The 16,432-nt window shown below is 61.7% G+C and carries 17 protein-coding genes; 4 read left to right on the forward strand and 13 right to left on the reverse strand.

What is annotated here, in order from left to right; translation table 11 throughout:
• The first annotated feature begins 3 nt into the window (after positions 1 to 3).
• The 3 genes from holA (at position 4) to AACU78_RS00925 (ending at position 2,812) form a co-directional block, all read left to right on the forward strand.
• The gene (gene holA / locus AACU78_RS00915; RefSeq protein ID WP_106579369.1) at positions 4 to 1,041 is read left to right on the forward strand and encodes a DNA polymerase III subunit delta; all 1,038 of its coding nucleotides are present in this window, start codon (positions 4 to 6) and stop codon (positions 1,039 to 1,041) included.
• Positions 1,042 to 1,260: 219 nt separating this feature from the next.
• Positions 1,261 to 1,425: an alternative ribosome rescue factor ArfA gene (arfA, locus tag AACU78_RS00920; protein WP_003176285.1), complete on the forward strand. Its 165-nt coding sequence runs from the start codon at positions 1,261 to 1,263 to the stop codon at positions 1,423 to 1,425.
• Between the two features lie 61 nt (positions 1,426 to 1,486).
• Positions 1,487 to 2,812, forward strand: coding sequence for a lytic murein transglycosylase (locus AACU78_RS00925; protein WP_106579370.1), 1,326 nt, complete (start codon positions 1,487 to 1,489; stop codon positions 2,810 to 2,812).
• A 125-nt stretch (positions 2,813 to 2,937) separates the two neighbouring features.
• Here AACU78_RS00925 and AACU78_RS00930 read toward each other — a convergent pair whose 3' ends face one another.
• The 13 genes from AACU78_RS00930 to AACU78_RS00990 all read right to left on the reverse strand — a co-directional run bounded on the left by AACU78_RS00930 (position 2,938) and on the right by AACU78_RS00990 (position 15,429).
• On the reverse strand, positions 2,938 to 3,855 hold the full coding sequence (locus AACU78_RS00930) for a S66 peptidase family protein (RefSeq protein ID WP_106579408.1): 918 nt from the start codon (positions 3,853 to 3,855) through the stop codon (positions 2,938 to 2,940).
• 166 nt (positions 3,856 to 4,021) lie between these two features.
• Complete coding sequence (lipA, locus tag AACU78_RS00935; RefSeq protein ID WP_090401916.1) at positions 4,022 to 5,041, reverse strand: lipoyl synthase; 1,020 nt, start codon at positions 5,039 to 5,041, stop codon at positions 4,022 to 4,024.
• 2 nt (positions 5,042 to 5,043) lie between these two features.
• Positions 5,044 to 5,691, reverse strand: a complete 648-nt coding sequence (lipB, locus tag AACU78_RS00940; RefSeq protein ID WP_106579371.1) for a lipoyl(octanoyl) transferase LipB — start codon at positions 5,689 to 5,691, stop codon at positions 5,044 to 5,046.
• Entirely contained in the window at positions 5,691 to 5,972 is a 282-nt protein-coding gene (locus AACU78_RS00945) for a DUF493 domain-containing protein (RefSeq protein ID WP_017136054.1), read from the reverse strand. The genes lipB and AACU78_RS00945 overlap by 1 nt, the downstream gene beginning before the upstream one ends.
• An 85-nt stretch (positions 5,973 to 6,057) precedes the next feature.
• A complete protein-coding gene (locus tag AACU78_RS00950; protein ID WP_106579372.1) occupies positions 6,058 to 7,215 on the reverse strand; it encodes a D-alanyl-D-alanine carboxypeptidase family protein in 1,158 nt (385 codons plus the stop codon).
• Positions 7,216 to 7,391: 176 nt separating this feature from the next.
• Complete coding sequence (locus AACU78_RS00955) at positions 7,392 to 8,402, reverse strand: septal ring lytic transglycosylase RlpA family protein (RefSeq protein ID WP_106579373.1); 1,011 nt, start codon at positions 8,400 to 8,402, stop codon at positions 7,392 to 7,394.
• Positions 8,402 to 9,412 carry a lytic murein transglycosylase B gene (gene mltB, locus AACU78_RS00960; RefSeq protein WP_106579374.1) on the reverse strand — a complete coding sequence of 337 codons (1,011 nt, stop codon included), beginning with the start codon at positions 9,410 to 9,412 and terminating at the stop codon, positions 8,402 to 8,404. The genes AACU78_RS00955 and mltB overlap by 1 nt, the downstream gene beginning before the upstream one ends.
• A 17-nt stretch (positions 9,413 to 9,429) precedes the next feature.
• Entirely contained in the window at positions 9,430 to 10,533 is a 1,104-nt protein-coding gene (gene rodA / locus AACU78_RS00965; RefSeq protein WP_057703348.1) for a rod shape-determining protein RodA, read from the reverse strand.
• 31 nt (positions 10,534 to 10,564) lie between these two features.
• On the reverse strand, positions 10,565 to 12,463 hold the full coding sequence (mrdA, locus tag AACU78_RS00970; protein ID WP_106579375.1) for a penicillin-binding protein 2: 1,899 nt from the start codon (positions 12,461 to 12,463) through the stop codon (positions 10,565 to 10,567).
• Positions 12,464 to 12,478: 15 nt separating this feature from the next.
• Positions 12,479 to 12,946: a 23S rRNA (pseudouridine(1915)-N(3))-methyltransferase RlmH gene (gene rlmH, locus AACU78_RS00975; RefSeq protein WP_106579376.1), complete on the reverse strand. Its 468-nt coding sequence runs from the start codon at positions 12,944 to 12,946 to the stop codon at positions 12,479 to 12,481.
• Positions 12,947 to 12,955: 9 nt separating this feature from the next.
• Positions 12,956 to 13,450, reverse strand: a complete 495-nt coding sequence (gene rsfS / locus AACU78_RS00980; protein ID WP_003215432.1) for a ribosome silencing factor — start codon at positions 13,448 to 13,450, stop codon at positions 12,956 to 12,958.
• A 69-nt stretch (positions 13,451 to 13,519) separates the two neighbouring features.
• Entirely contained in the window at positions 13,520 to 14,164 is a 645-nt protein-coding gene (nadD, locus tag AACU78_RS00985) for a nicotinate-nucleotide adenylyltransferase (RefSeq protein ID WP_106579377.1), read from the reverse strand.
• A complete protein-coding gene (locus AACU78_RS00990; protein WP_106579378.1) occupies positions 14,164 to 15,429 on the reverse strand; it encodes a glutamate-5-semialdehyde dehydrogenase in 1,266 nt (421 codons plus the stop codon). Before AACU78_RS00990 ends, nadD begins: the two co-directional genes overlap by 1 nt.
• Positions 15,430 to 15,603: 174 nt before the next feature.
• On the opposite strand from AACU78_RS00990, the gene AACU78_RS00995 reads away from it, so the two are divergent.
• Positions 15,604 to 16,287, forward strand: coding sequence for a DNA-3-methyladenine glycosylase (locus AACU78_RS00995; protein WP_106579379.1), 684 nt, complete (start codon positions 15,604 to 15,606; stop codon positions 16,285 to 16,287).
• Positions 16,288 to 16,432: the final 145 nt, after the last annotated feature.

The following is a 16,432-nucleotide window of genomic DNA, read 5'->3' on the forward strand; positions in this document are numbered from 1 at the left end:
CCTATGAAGCTCGCCCCCGCCCAACTCGCCAAACACCTGCAAGGTGGCCTCGCGCCTGTCTACATCGTCAGCGGTGATGACCCGCTGTTGTGCCAGGAAGCGGCAGACGCTATTCGCAGCGCCGCTCGCCAGCAGGGTTTCGATGAACGCCAGGTCTTTAGCGCCGACGCCAGTTTCGACTGGGGCACGCTGCTGCAAGCCGGTGCGAGCATGTCGCTGTTCGCCGAAAAACGCCTGTTGGAATTGCGCCTGCCTTCGGGCAAACCCGGGGACAAGGGCGCGGCGGCCTTGATGGAATACTGCTCGCGTCCCGCTGAAGACACAGTGCTGCTGATCAGCTTGCCCAAGCTCGACGGCAGTGCGCAGAAAACCAAATGGGGCAAGGCGCTGGTAGAGGGACCACAGACCCAGTTCATCCAGATCTGGCCAGTGGACAGCAACCAGTTGCCGCAGTGGATTCGTCAGCGCCTGTCCCAGTCGGGGCTGTCAGCGACGCAAGACGCTGTTGAACTGATCGCCGCCCGGGTCGAAGGCAACTTGCTTGCCGCCGCCCAGGAGATCGAAAAGCTCAAGTTGATGGCCGAAGACGGGCAGATCACCGTCGAAACCGTGCAAGGCGCAGTGGCCGACAGTGCTCGCTTTGACGTGTTCGGGCTGGTGGACGCGATTCTAAATGGTGAACCTGCCCACGCCCTGCGCATGCTCGAAGGGCTGCGCGGCGAAGGCGTGGAACCCCCGGTGATTCTATGGGCCCTGGCCCGTGAGTTGCGGGTGCTGGCCAATATTTCGCTGCAATACAGCCAGGGCACTCCGCTGGACAAATGCTTCAGCCAGGCGCGGCCACCGGTCTGGGACAAACGCAAACCCCTGATGAGCAAAGCCCTGCAACGGCACTCGGCGCAACGCTGGGCACAGCTTCTACTTGAAGCGCAGCGCATCGATGCGCAAATCAAGGGTCAGGCGGCGGGTTCGCCGTGGATGAGCCTGAGCCGTTTGTCACTTTTGATGTCTGGTCAGCGCCTGTCGTTACCGGCTGAATAACGCCCCGCCCAAAAACACCACAATCCGAATGTGGGAGCGGGCTTGCTCGCGAAGACGGTGTATCAGTTTATAGATCAGGCGAATGGCCCACCGCCTTCGCGAGCAAGCCCGCTCCCCGATTTTGATCGTGCACCTTTCCTACACCGCGCCGGGCTTTACAGCGGCGTCACTTCGGCAGATGATTTGCACCGCTTCATCCCACCGACAGAGAGTATCGACATGAGCAAAAAGCCATCCAAGCATGGCCCCAACAAGGCCAAATCCATCATCGCCCAGCCACTGTTCCGAAGCCGTCAGGAACGCGCCGGCAAGGGCAAAGGCAGCTACCGCCGCGAAGCCTTCCAGTCTAATAGCTGGGAGGCTTCTTACTTTCTGGCTGCCTGAAGGCAAGCGCCCCTCCGGCATGATAAGGTCTGTACCTGATTTGTAATCCCTGGACCTGTGCATGCCCTCTAGCCTTTCCCGTCGTTGGCACCTTCGCCAATTGATCGCTGCCTCCAGCCTCATTCTGCTTGTCGCCTGCGCGGAAAAACCCACCGCCGCAGACGCGCAACCCCTGCCAAAACTGCAGACTGTGCCGGCCGTCGCGCCTGCCGTCGTTGCGCCGTTGGCCGTGGACAACCTCGATATCCAACCGACCCAGACCTTCGCCGAATGGCAAGCGGCCTTTCGCGTGGACGCCCTGAAAGCCGGGATCACGCCTGCGGTGTTCGACAACGCCTTTGCCGGCGTCACCCCCGACATGGCGGTGATTCGCGCTGACCGCAGCCAACCGGAATTCTCCCGCCCGGTTTGGGAATACCTCGACGGCGCCCTCTCGCCGGTGCGCGTACGCAACGGCCAAGCCTTGCTGATCAAGTACGCCGACATCCTGCAAAGCATCGAACAACGCTATGGCGTCGACCGCCAGGCGCTGGTTTCGGTGTGGGGCATGGAAAGCAATTTTGGCCAGTTCCAGGGCAATAATTCGGTGATCCGTTCCCTGGCAACCCTGGCCTACGAAGGCCGTCGCCCGGCGTTCGCCCAGGCGCAACTGCTGGCGGCGCTGCAGATCATCCAGCATGGCGACATCCATGCCGACCAGATGAAAGGCTCCTGGGCCGGCGCGATGGGCCAGACGCAATTTATCCCGACTACCTATAACACCCACGCCGTCGACTTCGACGGTGACGGTCGCCGTGACATCTGGAACAGCCCGGCCGACGCCCTCGCCTCCACGGCGCACTACCTGCAAAGCTCTGGCTGGCAAAAAGGCCAGCCGTGGGGCTTTGAGGTGCAACAGCTGCCGGCCAACTTTGATTACGCCCTGGCAGACGGCGGCGTACGCAAGACCGTCGCCGAGTGGCTGAAACTCGGCATCCAGTTGCCACCTGGCGCGAGCATGCCGCCCAACGTCGACCAACTGTCCGCTGCCTTGTTGCTGCCGGCAGGCTACCGTGGCCCCGCTTTCCTGGTGCTGGACAACTTCCGCGCGATCCTCAAGTACAACAACTCGTCGTCCTACGCGCTGGCGGTTGGCCTGCTGTCGGAGCGGTTTGGTGGCGGTGGTGTGATTCGTGGCGATTGGCCCAAAGATGAGCTGCCACTGAGCCGCTCCCAACGCATCGATTTGCAGACAGTGCTGAGCGCCAAAGGGTATGACGCGGGCAATGCAGACGGCATCATCGGCGCCAACACGCGCAAGGCGATCCGCGCGGCGCAGCAGTCGCTGGGTTGGCCGGCGGACGGGTATCCGACGGTGAAACTGCTGGAGTCGTTGCAAAGCCAATAGGCCGGCGTATGGCGACTATCGCCTTCGCGAGCAAGCCCGCTCCCACATTCAACGACATTCCAAGGCTGGAACTCGGTCGAATGTGGGAGCGGGCTTGCTCGCGAAGACGGCATCACAAGCGACAATTATTTCAAAACTACATCCTGCTCCAACACCAGCCGCTGCTCCCCCGCATCCAGCCGCACCAACGCGCCCATCGGCAGCGTCAGATTCGGATCGCAGTGCCCACTGCGCCAGCCGGACAACACCGGAATGCACAACGGTGCGAAGGTCTGCTTCAGCAGTCGCTCCAGCGCTGCTTTATCCACACCCGCCACGTCGCCCACCAGCACACCGGCAATTTGCTCCAGCTTGCCGGCCAGGCGCAGGTGAGTCAGCAGGCGGTCGATACGGTAGATCGGCTCGTTGACGTCTTCGATCAGCAAAATGATGCCCTCGGCATCAATCTCATAGGCCGTGCCCATGACTGCGGCGATCATCGACAGGTTGCCGCCCAGCAAGCGTCCACAGGCAATACCCGGCTCAAGGGTGGTCAATGCGTAGGCCACCGGGTGCGCCACGACACTGCCGGCGCCAAGCTGGCCGCGCAGCATGCTGAACAGCGATGACTCCGTGGGCTGTTGTTTGTCGCCCAGCAAATCGGCATTGAGCATTGGCCCGTGGAAAGTCACGAAGCCGGCGTAGCGGCTGATCGCCAGGTGCAACGCGGTGATGTCGCTATAACCCACGAATGGCTTGGGGTTGGCGCGCAGCAGGTCGTAATCCAGGCGATCCAGCAAGCGTGGCGTACCGTAGCCGCCGCGCAGGCAGAAGATGGCATCGATTTCGGGGTCGGCGAAGGCAGCGTGAAGGTCACGCAGGCGCACGTCATCGCTGCCTGCGAGGTAACCGTCGCGCTCGTATACACCAGGGAAAATCCGCAGCTCATGGCCACGGGCACGCATCCATTGCCCGGCTTTTTCAACGTCGAGGGCAGCAGGGCCGGCGGGGGCGATCAGGCCGATGATGCCTTCGGGGCGAAGTGCAGGTACCGCGGCTGCCAGTTCAGTGCTCATCCATAAGTCTCCCATCTATGACGCAGAACGAAATGTGGGAGCGGGCTTGCTCACGAAGGTGGGGTGTCAGTCTACACATCAGGTGACTGAAACACCGCCTTCGCGAGCAAGCCCGCTCCCACACAAGCCACGCCCAAATTACTTCAGGTTAGGCTCAGGAAACCAGGCTAGCCTTGACCAGCTTGGCCTGCTCGTCAGCGTGGTACGAGGAACGCACCAGCGGGCCGGACGCCACGTTCTTGAAGCCCATTTTGTAACCTTCCTCGGCGAACCAGGCGAAGGTGTCCGGGTGCACAAAACGCTGCACCGGCAAGTGGCTGCGCGACGGCTGCAGGTACTGGCCGAGGGTCAGCATGTCGATGTCGTGTTCGCGCATGCGCTTCATGACTTCGATCACTTCTTCGTCGGTCTCGCCCAGGCCCAGCATCAGGCCGGATTTGGTCGGGATGTGCGGCATCATCTGCTTGAATTTCTGCAGCAGGGTCAGCGACCACTGGTAGTCCGAGCCTGGACGCGCAGCCTTGTACAGGCGTGGCACGGTTTCCAGGTTGTGGTTGAACACATCCGGTGGCTCGGCCGCGGTGATTTCCAGCGCGACGTCCATACGGCCACGGTAGTCCGGCACCAGGGTTTCGAGCATCACGTTCGGCGACAACTTGCGGATCTCGCGAATGCAGTCGGCAAAGTGCTGGGCACCGCCGTCACGCAGGTCGTCGCGGTCTACCGAGGTGATGACCACGTATTTGAGCTTCAGGTCGGCGATGGCGATGGCCAGGCTTTCCGGCTCGTTGACGTCCAGAGGCTTCGGCCGGCCATGGCCAACGTCGCAGAACGGGCAACGACGGGTGCAGATGTCACCCATGATCATGAAGGTGGCAGTGCCGCCGGAGAAGCATTCGCCCAGGTTCGGGCAGGACGCCTCTTCGCACACGCTGTGCAGCTTGTGTTTGCGCAGCAGGGCCTTGATACGGTCGACTTCCGGCGAAACCGGGATGCGCACGCGGATCCAGTCAGGTTTTTTCGGCAGTTCGGTGGTCGGGATGATCTTGACCGGGATGCGTGCAACTTTCTCGGCGCCGCGCAGCTTGACGCCGGCTTCCACCTTGGCACGCGGGGCCGGACGCTCGGTGATGTCCAGCGTCGGGATCATGGTTTGCACTGCATCAGTAGTCATAATCAGTCGATTCCGCCCGTAAGGGTCGTCTGCTCAGCATAGTCGAGGTGTTTGACGAGCTGCGCACGCAGCCGGGCACTTACCTCGGCAAATTTAATCGGTGTGGCGTGGTCGCTCAGTTGGGTCATCGCCAACCCTGCGTAACCGCACGGGTTGATGCGCCCGAACGGCGCCAGGTCCATGTCCACGTTCAGGGCCAGGCCATGAAAGGAACAACCGTGGCGAATCCGTAAACCGAGGGAGGCGATTTTCGCGCCGTCCACATACACACCGGGTGCATCGGGCTTGGCCGCGGCGCTCACGCCGTAACTGGCCAACAGCTCGATCAGGCAAGCTTCCATGCGGCTCACCAGGTCACGTACGCCAAAACCCAGCTTGCGTACGTCCAGCAAGAGATAAGCAACAAGCTGACCCGGCCCATGGTAAGTCACTTGACCACCTCGGTCGACCTGCACCACCGGAATATCCCCCGGCAGCAGCAGATGCTCGGCCTTGCCGGCCTGGCCCTGGGTGAATACCGGCGGGTGTTCCACCAGCCAGATTTCATCCGGGGCCGAGCTGCCGCGCTCGTTGGTAAAGCGCTGCATGGCATGCCAGACCGGCTCGTAGGCCATCTGGCCGAGCTCGCGAAAGCCCAGGACCTGAGACATCACAGCACCATGTGCACGAAGCCGGTGGCCCGCAGTTCGCTGTTGATGTCGTAGAGCTGGTCTTGACCGGTCGCAACGATGTGCAACTGGATCGTGGTGTACTTACCGTTGGAGCTCAAACGCTCGTCCACACGGTTGTCGTTGATCGTCGCGTGTTTACGCACGATCTCCAGAATCTTGTCTTTGTTGCCCACACCCGTATCGCTGATCACCTTGACGGGATAGTCCACGTTAGGGAATTCGATCTTTGGCGCCTTTACTTCTACTTCTTTATCGGTCATGGCGTAACGGCCTCGTAAGCGTAAGCCGTGGCGACGGGCAAAGCCCCACGTCAGGTCGACGCGGGGCTTTGCAGGTGCACACTTATCAGTTGAACAAGCTGTAGAAGAATAGACGGATGCTATCCCACACGCGGCGGAAGATACCACCTTCGTCGACGGCGTCCAGCGCGATCAGGTCGGCGCTGTGCACCACCTTGTCGTCCAGCTTCACTTCGACTTTACCGATAACGTCACCCTTGGCGATTGGCGCAACCAATTGCGGGTTCATGGTCATGCTGGCAGCGAGCTTTTTCAGCTGGCCTTTAGGCATGGTCAACGTCAGGTCGTCAGCCAGGCCGGCTTTGACTTGGTGGGTAGCGCCTTTCCATACCGGGGCTTGAGCCAGCTCAGCACCCTTCTGGTAGAAGGTCTGGGTTTCGAAGAAGCGGAAACCGTAGGTCAGCAGCTTTTGCGTCTCGGCCGCGCGGGCCTGCTCGCTGTTAGTACCAAAGACCACGGCGATCAGGCGCTGGCCGTCACGTACGGCGGACGACACCATGCAGTAGCCGGCTTCGTCGGTGTGGCCGGTTTTCAGGCCATCGACAGTCTTGTCGCGCCACAGCAGCAGGTTGCGGTTAGGCTGCTTGATGTTGTTCCAGAAGAATTCCTTCTGGGAGTAGATCGCGTAGTGCACCGGGTCGACGCGGATGATCGCGCGGGCCAGCAGCGCCATGTCGTGAGCCGACGAGTAGTGCTCCGGGTTCGGCAGACCGGTCGGGTTCATGAAGTGGCTGTTGGTCATGCCCAGGTCGCCGGCCGTCTTGTTCATCATGTCGGCAAAGGCGTCTTCGCTGCCGGCGATGTGCTCGGACAGGGCCACGCTGGCGTCGTTACCGGACTGGATGATGATGCCGTGCAGCAGGTCGCTGACAGTCACCTGCGAACCCACCTTGATGAACATCCGCGAACCGCCGGTACGCCAGGCGTTTTCGCTGACAGTGACCGGGTCGTTTTCGCCGATCTGGCCGCGACGGATTTCCAGGGTCGCGATGTACGCCGTCATCAGCTTGGTCAGGCTCGCCGGTGGCAGGCGCTGGTCACCGTTGTTCTCGACCAGCACGTTGCCGCTGGCGGCATCCATGAGGACCCAGGCCTTGGCGGCCAGTTGCGGGGAAGCCGGCACCATTTCAACCGCCCAGGCGGCCGGGGTGATGATCAGCGAAAGAAGCAGGCACGTGCGTTTGGCTAAGGTGGTGATGTTCATCCGTCTCTCGAAATTGCTTATGGAAACTTGCCCTCGCGGGCAAAACTATTCAGACAGCCCGCTGCCAGACTGTCACGTGTTCGGTTGCCCGCTCACCCCTTGCCCCTGGGTTTTTATTGTTCAGAGCCAACAACCAGGGCCCAGACCCGCGCACGCGTCTGAGCCATCAATCTTTCTTATTCGGCGGTGACCACGCTGGGTTGCCCCAGGTTGGCCAGGCGCACGCTGTTCTGTACTTGCGCCACTTCACTTGGCGAACCAATTGGCCCCATGCGCACACGGTGCAGAGTCTGCTGGTTACGCACGATGGAGCTGATGAAAACCGGCGCATTGACCATGCTGCTGAGCTTGGACCTTAACAGTTCTGCCGCGTCCGGGTTGGCGAAAGCGCCGACCTGCAGGTACTGACCGCCCACCGCGGAAGCGCCCGGTGCTGCGTGCGGCACGACCACCGTGTCCGGCGCGTGCTGCGCCGGTGGCGGTGTCCACTGTTCGATCTTGCCGGTTGACGCGGTCACTTGCGGCTGCGGCGTTTGTGGCTCGTTGAGCATCAACGGTGCCGGTTTGCCACGCTGGGCCCAGTACTGCGCCGGGTCGATGCCTTCGACTTTCACGCGTGCGGTGCCGATTTCGGCATAACCGAGTTTCTTCGCGGCGGCGTAGGACAAGTCGATGATCCGGTCCGAATAGAACGGCCCACGGTCGTTGACCCGCAGGATCACCGTGCGGTTGTTGTCCAGGTTGGTCACGCGTACGTAGCTGGGCAGCGGCAGGGTCTTGTGGGCCGCGCTCATGCCGTACAGGTCATACACTTCGCCGTTGGCGGTGTTCTGGCCATGGAACTTGGTGCCGTACCAGGACGCCGTGCCCGATTGGACGTAGGTCTTGGAATCCTGCAGCGGGAAGTAATTCTTGCCCAACACGGTATACGGGTTGGCCTTGTAAGGCCCGGTGTGCAGGGTCGGCGTGGCATCCGGGATTTTCGATACGTCGACATCCCACCACGGCGCGCCGTCTTTGTGCGCGCGGTTGATGTCCAGGCCCGGCTGGGCGCGAACGATACCGCCACCGCCCTTCTGCGCCGGCGCGCGGCTTGTGGTGGTGGTAGAAGAACAACTGACAACCAGCAAGGACAACGCGGCAAACGCCACCAGCTTGAGCGGTTTATTGAACGGCGATGCCCGCATTACTTGTTGCCCCGTGCTTGGACCAGCATGTCTGACAGCTGATGCACGGCCATGGCGTACATCACACTGCGGTTATAACGCGTGATTGCGTAAAAATTCTTCAGGCCCATCCAGTATTCCGGGCCGTTTTCGCCTTCCAGGCGGAACGCCGTCACCGGCATATCATCGCGTGGCGCATTCTGACTCGACCAGCCCAGGGCTCGCAACTCCCCGACGGTCTTGACCGGCTCGATTCCCTGAGTCAAACCTTCGTCGGCGCGCTCGCCGGTGACATCGGCACGGATCACCACCGGCTCGCCGGACACCCAGCCATGGCGCTTGAAGTAGCTGGCCACGCTGCCAATGGCGTCATCCGGATTGCTCCAGATATTGATGTGGCCGTCGCCGTCGAAATCCACGGCGTATGCACGAAAGCTGCTCGGCATGAACTGCGGCAAGCCCATCGCACCGGCATAGGAGCCCTTGAGGGTCAGCGGGTCGACCTGCTCTTCGCGGGCCAGCAGCAGAAATTCGCGCAGCTCCTTGCGGAAGAACTCGGCGCGCGGCGGGTAATCGAAGCCCAGGGTCGACAAGGCGTCGATCACCCGGTAACTGCCGGTATTGCGCCCGTAAAAGGTTTCAATGCCGATGATCGCGACGATGACCTGGGCCGGCACGCCGTACTCCTGCTCGGCGCGGGCCAGCGCGGCTTCGTGCTGGCGCCAGAAGTCCACACCCCGCGCCACGCGGGCGTCGGCGAGGAACATCGGGCGGTATTCTTTCCACTGTTTCACGCGCTCGGCGGGACGCGAGATCGCATCGAGGATCGCCTGCTTGCGCTGGGCTTCGCGGAACACGCCCATCAGCTGTTCACCGGCGAAACCGTAGTCGCGGGTCATTTCACCGACAAATTCGGCGACCTGGGGTGAGCCATCGTAGTCACCGGCCTGCGCCTCTTGCGTCGCGCCCAGCAGCCCAATCAGGCTCATCCAGGACGCATGCCGAGTCGCCCAGCCGCGCATTACTTGCATTGACATCTTCACCTTATTCAAACCTGTGCGATCCACTTGCGATGCGTGTGAATCGACATCAAAACCCCAAACGCTGACAGCAATGTCACCAGCGAAGTTCCGCCGTAGCTAATGAACGGCAACGGCACCCCAACCACCGGCAGCAGGCCACTGACCATACCGATGTTGACGAAAACGTAAACAAAAAAAGTCATGGTCAGGCTGCCGGCGAGCAGTTTGCCGAACAGCGTCTGCGCCTGCGCGGTGATCACCAAACCGCGACCAATCAACAGCAGATAAATCAGCAACAGCGCGCAAATGCCTACCAGGCCGAACTCTTCGCCCATTACGGCAATGATGAAGTCGGTGTGGCTTTCGGGCAAAAAGTCCAGGTGCGACTGAGTGCCCAGTAACCAGCCCTTACCAAATACTCCGCCGGAACCGATGGCGGCCTTGGACTGGATGATGTTCCAGCCGGTGCCCAGCGGGTCACTCTCCGGGTCGAGGAACGTCAGGATCCGCTGCTTCTGGTAGTCGTGCATAAAGAAGAACCACATCGCCACGGCCACGGGGATGGCGGCGGCCAGCACGCTGAGGATCCAGCGCCAGCGCAGGCCGCCCATAAACAGTACGAACGCACCGCCCGCGAGGATCAGCAGCGAGGTGCCGAGGTCGGGCTGGCGCACGATCAGGATGAACGGCACGCCAATCAATATCAGGCTGATGCCCACGTGCTTGAGCTGCGGCGGCAAGGTGCGCTTGGACAAATACCAGGCGATGGTTGCCGGCATCAAAATCTTCATGAATTCCGACGGCTGGAAGCGGATCACCCCTGGAATGTTGATCCAGCGCGTCGCGCCCATGGCGTTGTGGCCCATTACGTCCACCACCACCAGCAGCAATACGCCGGCGACATAACCAAGCGGCACCCAGCGCGCCATGAAACGCGGTTCGAGCTGGGCAATCACCACCATCGACAACAGGCCCAAGCCGAACGACGACGCCTGCTTGATCAGCAGGTCCCAGTTCTTGCCGCTGGCCGAATACAGCACGAACAGGCTGCCGGCCGCCAAGGTCAGCAACAGGATCAGCAACGGGCCATCAATGTGCATGCGCTGCAATAACGTCGCGCGGCGACGCATCACATCCTCGCTGGAGAGGATGCGGTCAAAATTACTCTTCACGGGCCGTAACCTCGGTGTTTGAAGGGGGGCCGCCATATTCGGATTTGAGCCTGCCGTCGTCGGCCAACAGCCAGGCGTCCATGATCTGGCGCACCACGGGTGCAGCCACGCCGGAGCCGGACTCGCCGTTTTCGACCATTACTGCCACGACGATTTTCGGGTCGTCTGCCGGGGCAAAACCGACGAACAAGGCGTGGTCGCGGTGGCGTTCCTGAACCTTGGAGCGGTCGTATTTCTCGCCCTGCTTGATCGCGACCACCTGCGCGGTACCACTCTTGCCGGCAATGCGGTATTGCGCGCCGGCCGCCGCTTTGCGCGCGGTGCCACGGGCGCCGTGCATCACTTGCTGCATGCCGTGGTTGACCTTGGTCCAGTCGGACGGGTCACGCAGCACGATGTCGGGAATCGGGTTTTCATCCACAGGCTTTTCGCCTTCGATGGTCTTGGCCAGGTGCGGACGGTTCCAGATGCCTTTGTTGGCAACCAGCGCCGTGGCCTGGGCCAGTTGCAGCGGTGTGGCCTGCATGTAGCCTTGGCCGATGCCGAGGATCAGGGTTTCGCCCGGGAACCACGCCTGGCGACGGGTGGCGCGCTTCCACTCCCGCGACGGCATCAGGCCGGGGGATTCTTCGAACATGTCCAGGGAGACTTTCTGACCCAGGCCGAACTTGCCCATGTAGGCAGACAGCCGGTCGATGCCCAGCTTGTGGGCCAGGTCGTAAAAATAGGTGTCGTTGGAGCGCATGATCGCGGTGTCCAGGTCGACATAGCCGTCACCGGTACGGTTCCAGTTACGGTATTTGTGATCGTAGTTGGGCAGCATGTAGTAGCCCGGGTCGAACACGCGGCTTGATGCGGTGACCACGCCCGAATCCAGGCCGGCAATCGCCACCGCCGGCTTGATGGTCGAACCCGGCGGATACAACCCGCGCAGCACGCGGTTGAACAGCGGCCGGTCGATGGAATCACGCAGCTCGGCGTAGGCCTTGAAGCTGATGCCGGTGACGAACAGGTTGGGGTCGAAGCTTGGCTGACTGACCATCGCCAGCACTTCGCCGGTTCTCGGGTCCAGTGCCACTACCGCGCCGCGCCGGCCACCCAGGGCCATTTCGGCCGCTTCCTGCAACTTGATGTCCAGGCTCAACACAATGTCTTTGCCCGGCACCGGGTCGGTGCGCTTGAGCACGCGCAACACGCGGCCGCGGGCGTTGGTCTCAACTTCCTCGTAACCCACCTGGCCATGCAGCTCCGGCTCGTAGAAACGCTCGATGCCGGTTTTACCAATATGGTGGGTGCCGCTGTAATTCACCGGATCGAGGCTTTTCAGCTCTTTCTCGTTGATGCGCCCCATGTAACCGACGGAGTGGGCAAAGTGCGGCCCTTGCGGGTAATGCCGCACCAACTGCGCCACCACTTCCACACCGGGCAGGCGGAACTGGTTCACGGCGATTCGCGCGATCTGCTCTTCGGTCAGCTCGAACAGGATCGGCACCGGCTCGAATGGCCGGCGCCCCTGCTTCATGCGTTTTTCGAAGATCACCCGGTCTTCCGGCGTCAGCTGCAGCACCTCGACGATCACATCGAGGATTTGCTGCCAGTCGCCGGAACGCTCGCGGGTCATGCTCAGGCTGAAGCTGGGCCGGTTATCGGCCACCACCACGCCATTGCGGTCGAAAATCAGCCCACGGGTCGGCGGAATCGGCTGCACATGCACCCGGTTATTTTCCGACAGCGTGGAGTGATAGTCGTACTGGATCACCTGCAGGAAATACAGGCGCGCAATCAGCACACCGATCAGCCCCACCACCAGAAAGGCACCGAACACGACCCGCGCGCGTACCAGACGTGCGTCTTTCTCGTGGTCCTTGATGCGGATCGGCTGGGTCATCGGCAGGGGCGCAGATTATTTGTGGTAAGGGTGCCCGGACAGAACTGTCCAGGCGCGATACAGCTGTTCACCGATCAGAATCCTTACCAACGGGTGCGGCAGCGTCAGCGCTGACAACGACCAGCGCTGGTCCGCCCGCGCACAGACTTCCGGCGCCAGCCCTTCGGGCCCGCCGACCATGAAGTTGACCGTGCGCGAATCCAGGCGCCAGCGATCCAGCTCCACCGACAATTGCTCGGTGCTCCAGGGTTTGCCGTGCACCTCGAGGGTGACGATGCGCTCGTTGGGGCCGACCTTGGCCAGCATGGCTTCGCCTTCCTGACGGATAAAGCGCGCCACATCGGCATTCTTGCCCCGGGTGTTGAGCGGTATTTCCACCAGTTCCAGCGACAGCTCAGCGGGCAGACGCTTGGCATATTCGTGCCAACCTTCTTCCACCCACTTGGGCATGCGTGAACCGACAGCGATCAGACGCAGGCGCACAGCCGTTCCTTATTCCTGGTCTTTGTTGAGCTTGTCGAAGTGCGCGTGGCCCACTTCCGGGCTGTGGTGCTTGCCATCAGCGGCACGGCTCTGCTCGGCGCCCTTCCACAGACGCTCCAGGTCGTAGAACTGACGGGCATTGGAAGTCATCATGTGAACGATCACGTCGTCCATGTCCAGCAGCACCCAGTCGCTGTCGCCCTTGCCTTCTTCACCCAGCGGCTTCACGCCTTGGGCTTTGACGGCTTCGCGAACCTTGTCCAGCATCGCGCCGATCTGGCGGTTGGAGGTACCGGTGGCGATGATCATGAAGTCGGTGATGCTCTGCTTGTCGCGCACGTCCAGCACCTGGATGTCCTGGGCCTTAACGTCTTCCAGGGCAGCCACGGCGACTTTAACCAGCTCTTCGCCAGCCAGCTCAGGGCCGGTGTGCGCTTCAACTGGCAGCGGGGCGCTTTTGAAAGTGCCTTTGCGCTTAACTTTGCTTACGTCTTTGTTCGTCATATAAAACTCGTTTTGCTCGTATGTTCGGGCGCTTGCTGCACGACTGTGCGTGCGATCAAACGCGCCTTTTCAGTTCGACGCACGGTAAAGCCCGTGCGCATCGATGTAGGCCAGGACCGCGTCAGGCACCAGGAAACGTACCGACTTCCCGCTGGCCAGCAGTTGACGGATCTGGGTGGCGGACACCGCAAGCGGGGTCTGCCAGACGAATGCAATATTCCCGTTCGGCCCGGTCAGGGCCAAGGGGTCACTTACCGACCGCGCGGCCAGCAGGTTGCGCAAGGCATCCGGCGGTTCGCTGTCGGCATCCGGGCGTTGCAAAACCAGGATGTGGCAATGCTGGAGGAGTTCCTCCCAGCGATGCCAAGAGGGCAGGCCGCAAAATGCGTCCCAGCCCAAAAGCAGAAACAACTGGTCGTCTGCGGCCAACTCGGCACGCATCAGTTCCAGGGTATCGACAGTGTAGGACGGTTTATCGCGCTTGAGCTCGTGGTCGTCCACCACCAGCGGCGCAATGCCGTCTACCGCCAGGCGCACCATTTCCAGGCGTTGTTGCGGTGATACCTGCGGCGTATCGCGATGCGGTGGCCGCGCGTTGGGCATCACCCGCAGCTCATCCAGCGCGAGGGCGTCCGCCACTTCCAGGGCACTGCGCAAATGGCCGATGTGCACGGGGTCGAAGGTACCGCCGAGCAGCCCGATGCGTTTAGCCATCAAGTGCGCACGTGACCGTCGCCGAACACCACGTACTTCTCGCTGGTCAGGCCTTCAAGGCCAACCGGGCCGCGTGCGTGGAGTTTGTCGGTGGAGATGCCGATTTCCGCCCCCAGGCCATATTCGAAGCCGTCGGCAAAACGCGTCGAGGCGTTGACCATCACCGAAGCGGAATCCACTTCGTTGAGGAAACGCCGGGCATCACTGAAATGCTCGGAAACAATGGCATCGGTGTGCTTGGAGCCGTATTTATTGATGTGCTCGATGGCCTGGTCCAGGTCGTCGACGATGCGGATCGACAGGATCGGCGCCGTGTACTCGGTGTACCAGTCCTGCTCTGTCGCCTCGATCACGTCCGCGCCCAGCAGCGCACGGGTACGTTCACAACCGCGCAGTTCCACGCCCTTGTCACGGTAGATGGCAGCCAGCGGCGGCAGCACGCGATCGGCAATGCCGACGTGCACCAGCAGGGTTTCCATGGTGTTGCAGGGGGCGTAGCGGTGGGTCTTGGCGTTGTCGGCGATGCGGATCGCCTTGTCGATGTCGGCGGCAACGTCGATGAACACGTGGCACACGCCGTCGAGGTGCTTGATCACTGGCACTTTCGCATCGCGGCTCACGCGCTCGATCAGGCTCTTGCCACCGCGCGGCACGATCACGTCGACAAATTCCGGCATGGTGATCAGCGCGCCAACGGCGGCGCGGTCGGTGGTTTCCACCACTTGCACCACTTCAGCCGGCAGCTCGGCCACGGCCAGGCCCTGCTGAATGCAGGCGGCGATGGCGCGGTTGGAATTAATCGCCTCGGAACCGCCACGCAAGATGGTGGCGTTGCCGGACTTGAGGCACAGGCTCGCGGCGTCGATGGTCACGTTCGGGCGCGACTCATAGATAATGCCGATCACGCCCAGGGGCACGCGCATTTTGCCGACCTGGATACCGGACGGCAGGTAACGCATGTCGCGGATTTCACCGATGGGGTCAGGCAGTTTGGCCACCTGACGCAGGCCTTCGATCATGTCGTCGATACGCGCCGGGGTCAGCGCCAGGCGGTCCAGCAGGGCTGGCTCCAGGCCATTGGCGCGGCCATTGGCCAGGTCCTGTTCATTGGCGGCGGCCAGCTCGGAGCGCGAAGCATCCAGAGCATCGGCGGCGGCCAACAGGGCACGGTTCTTCTGCGCAGTGCTCGCACGGGCGATCAACCGCGAGGCCTGCCGGGCAGCGCGACCCAGGCGGGTCATGTAGTCAAGAACGGACTCAGTCATGGTCAGGGAGTCTTGGCAAAGAGGAAAGCGGCAGATTATAGCTGTGACGCCGCCCGACTGACAGCGGTGAGGGGCGGATGGTCGAAATGAACTGTAAAAACTTGGGGTTCAGCGGTAATTAAGGTGGGAGTTGTTATTATTCCGTCACATTTAGCCGCATTAACCCTGATCGCCATGTCCAGTTTTGCCCCTCAGCTCCCCGCCAGCGCCCTGCCCGACAGCTTCTTCGACCGCGACGCGCAACTACTCGCGCGCGAATTACTCGGAAAAGTCATACGCCACCGCGTGGGCGATATCTGGCTTTCAGCGCGAATTATTGAAACCGAAGCCTATTACGTGGCCGAAAAAGGCAGTCACGCGTCGCTCGGCTATACAGAAAAGCGTAAGGCTTTGTTTCTGGATGGTGGGCACATCTACATGTACTACGCCCGTGGCGGCGATTCGCTGAACTTCAGCGCTCAGGGCCCAGGCAATGCCGTGCTGATCAAATCGGCCTATCCGTGGGTCGATGAGATCTGCGGCCCGGCGAGTCTGGCGCAGATGCTGCTGAACAACCCCGATGCCAACGGCCACCCTCGCCCCGCGCAGAAACTCTGCGCGGGCCAGACGCTGCTGTGCAAAGCCTTGGGACTGAAAGTGCCAATGTGGGATGCCAAGCGTTTTGACCAGGAACTGCTCTACGTTGAAGACGTGGGCCAGGCGCCGTCGCAGATCATCCAGACCACGCGCCTGGGCATTCCCAGCGGGCGCGATGAGCACTTGATGTACCGCTTTGTCGATGCTGGCTACGCGCCTTACTGCACCCGGAACCCGCTGCGCCGGGGCCAGGTAGAAGGCCGCGATTATTTTTTGATTTGAATTGATTGAGACTGCTGTTCGCGCCGGTCATTGATCCCAGCCACACAGCAGATCCAATGTGGGAGCGGGCTTGCTCGCGAATGCGGTGTGTCAGCTGCGGATTCCTTCACTGAGACACCGCGTTCGCGAGCAAGCCCGCTCCCAC

The organism is Pseudomonas sp. R9.37 (genome assembly GCF_963878885.1).
GTDB lineage: Bacteria > Pseudomonadota > Gammaproteobacteria > Pseudomonadales > Pseudomonadaceae > Aquipseudomonas.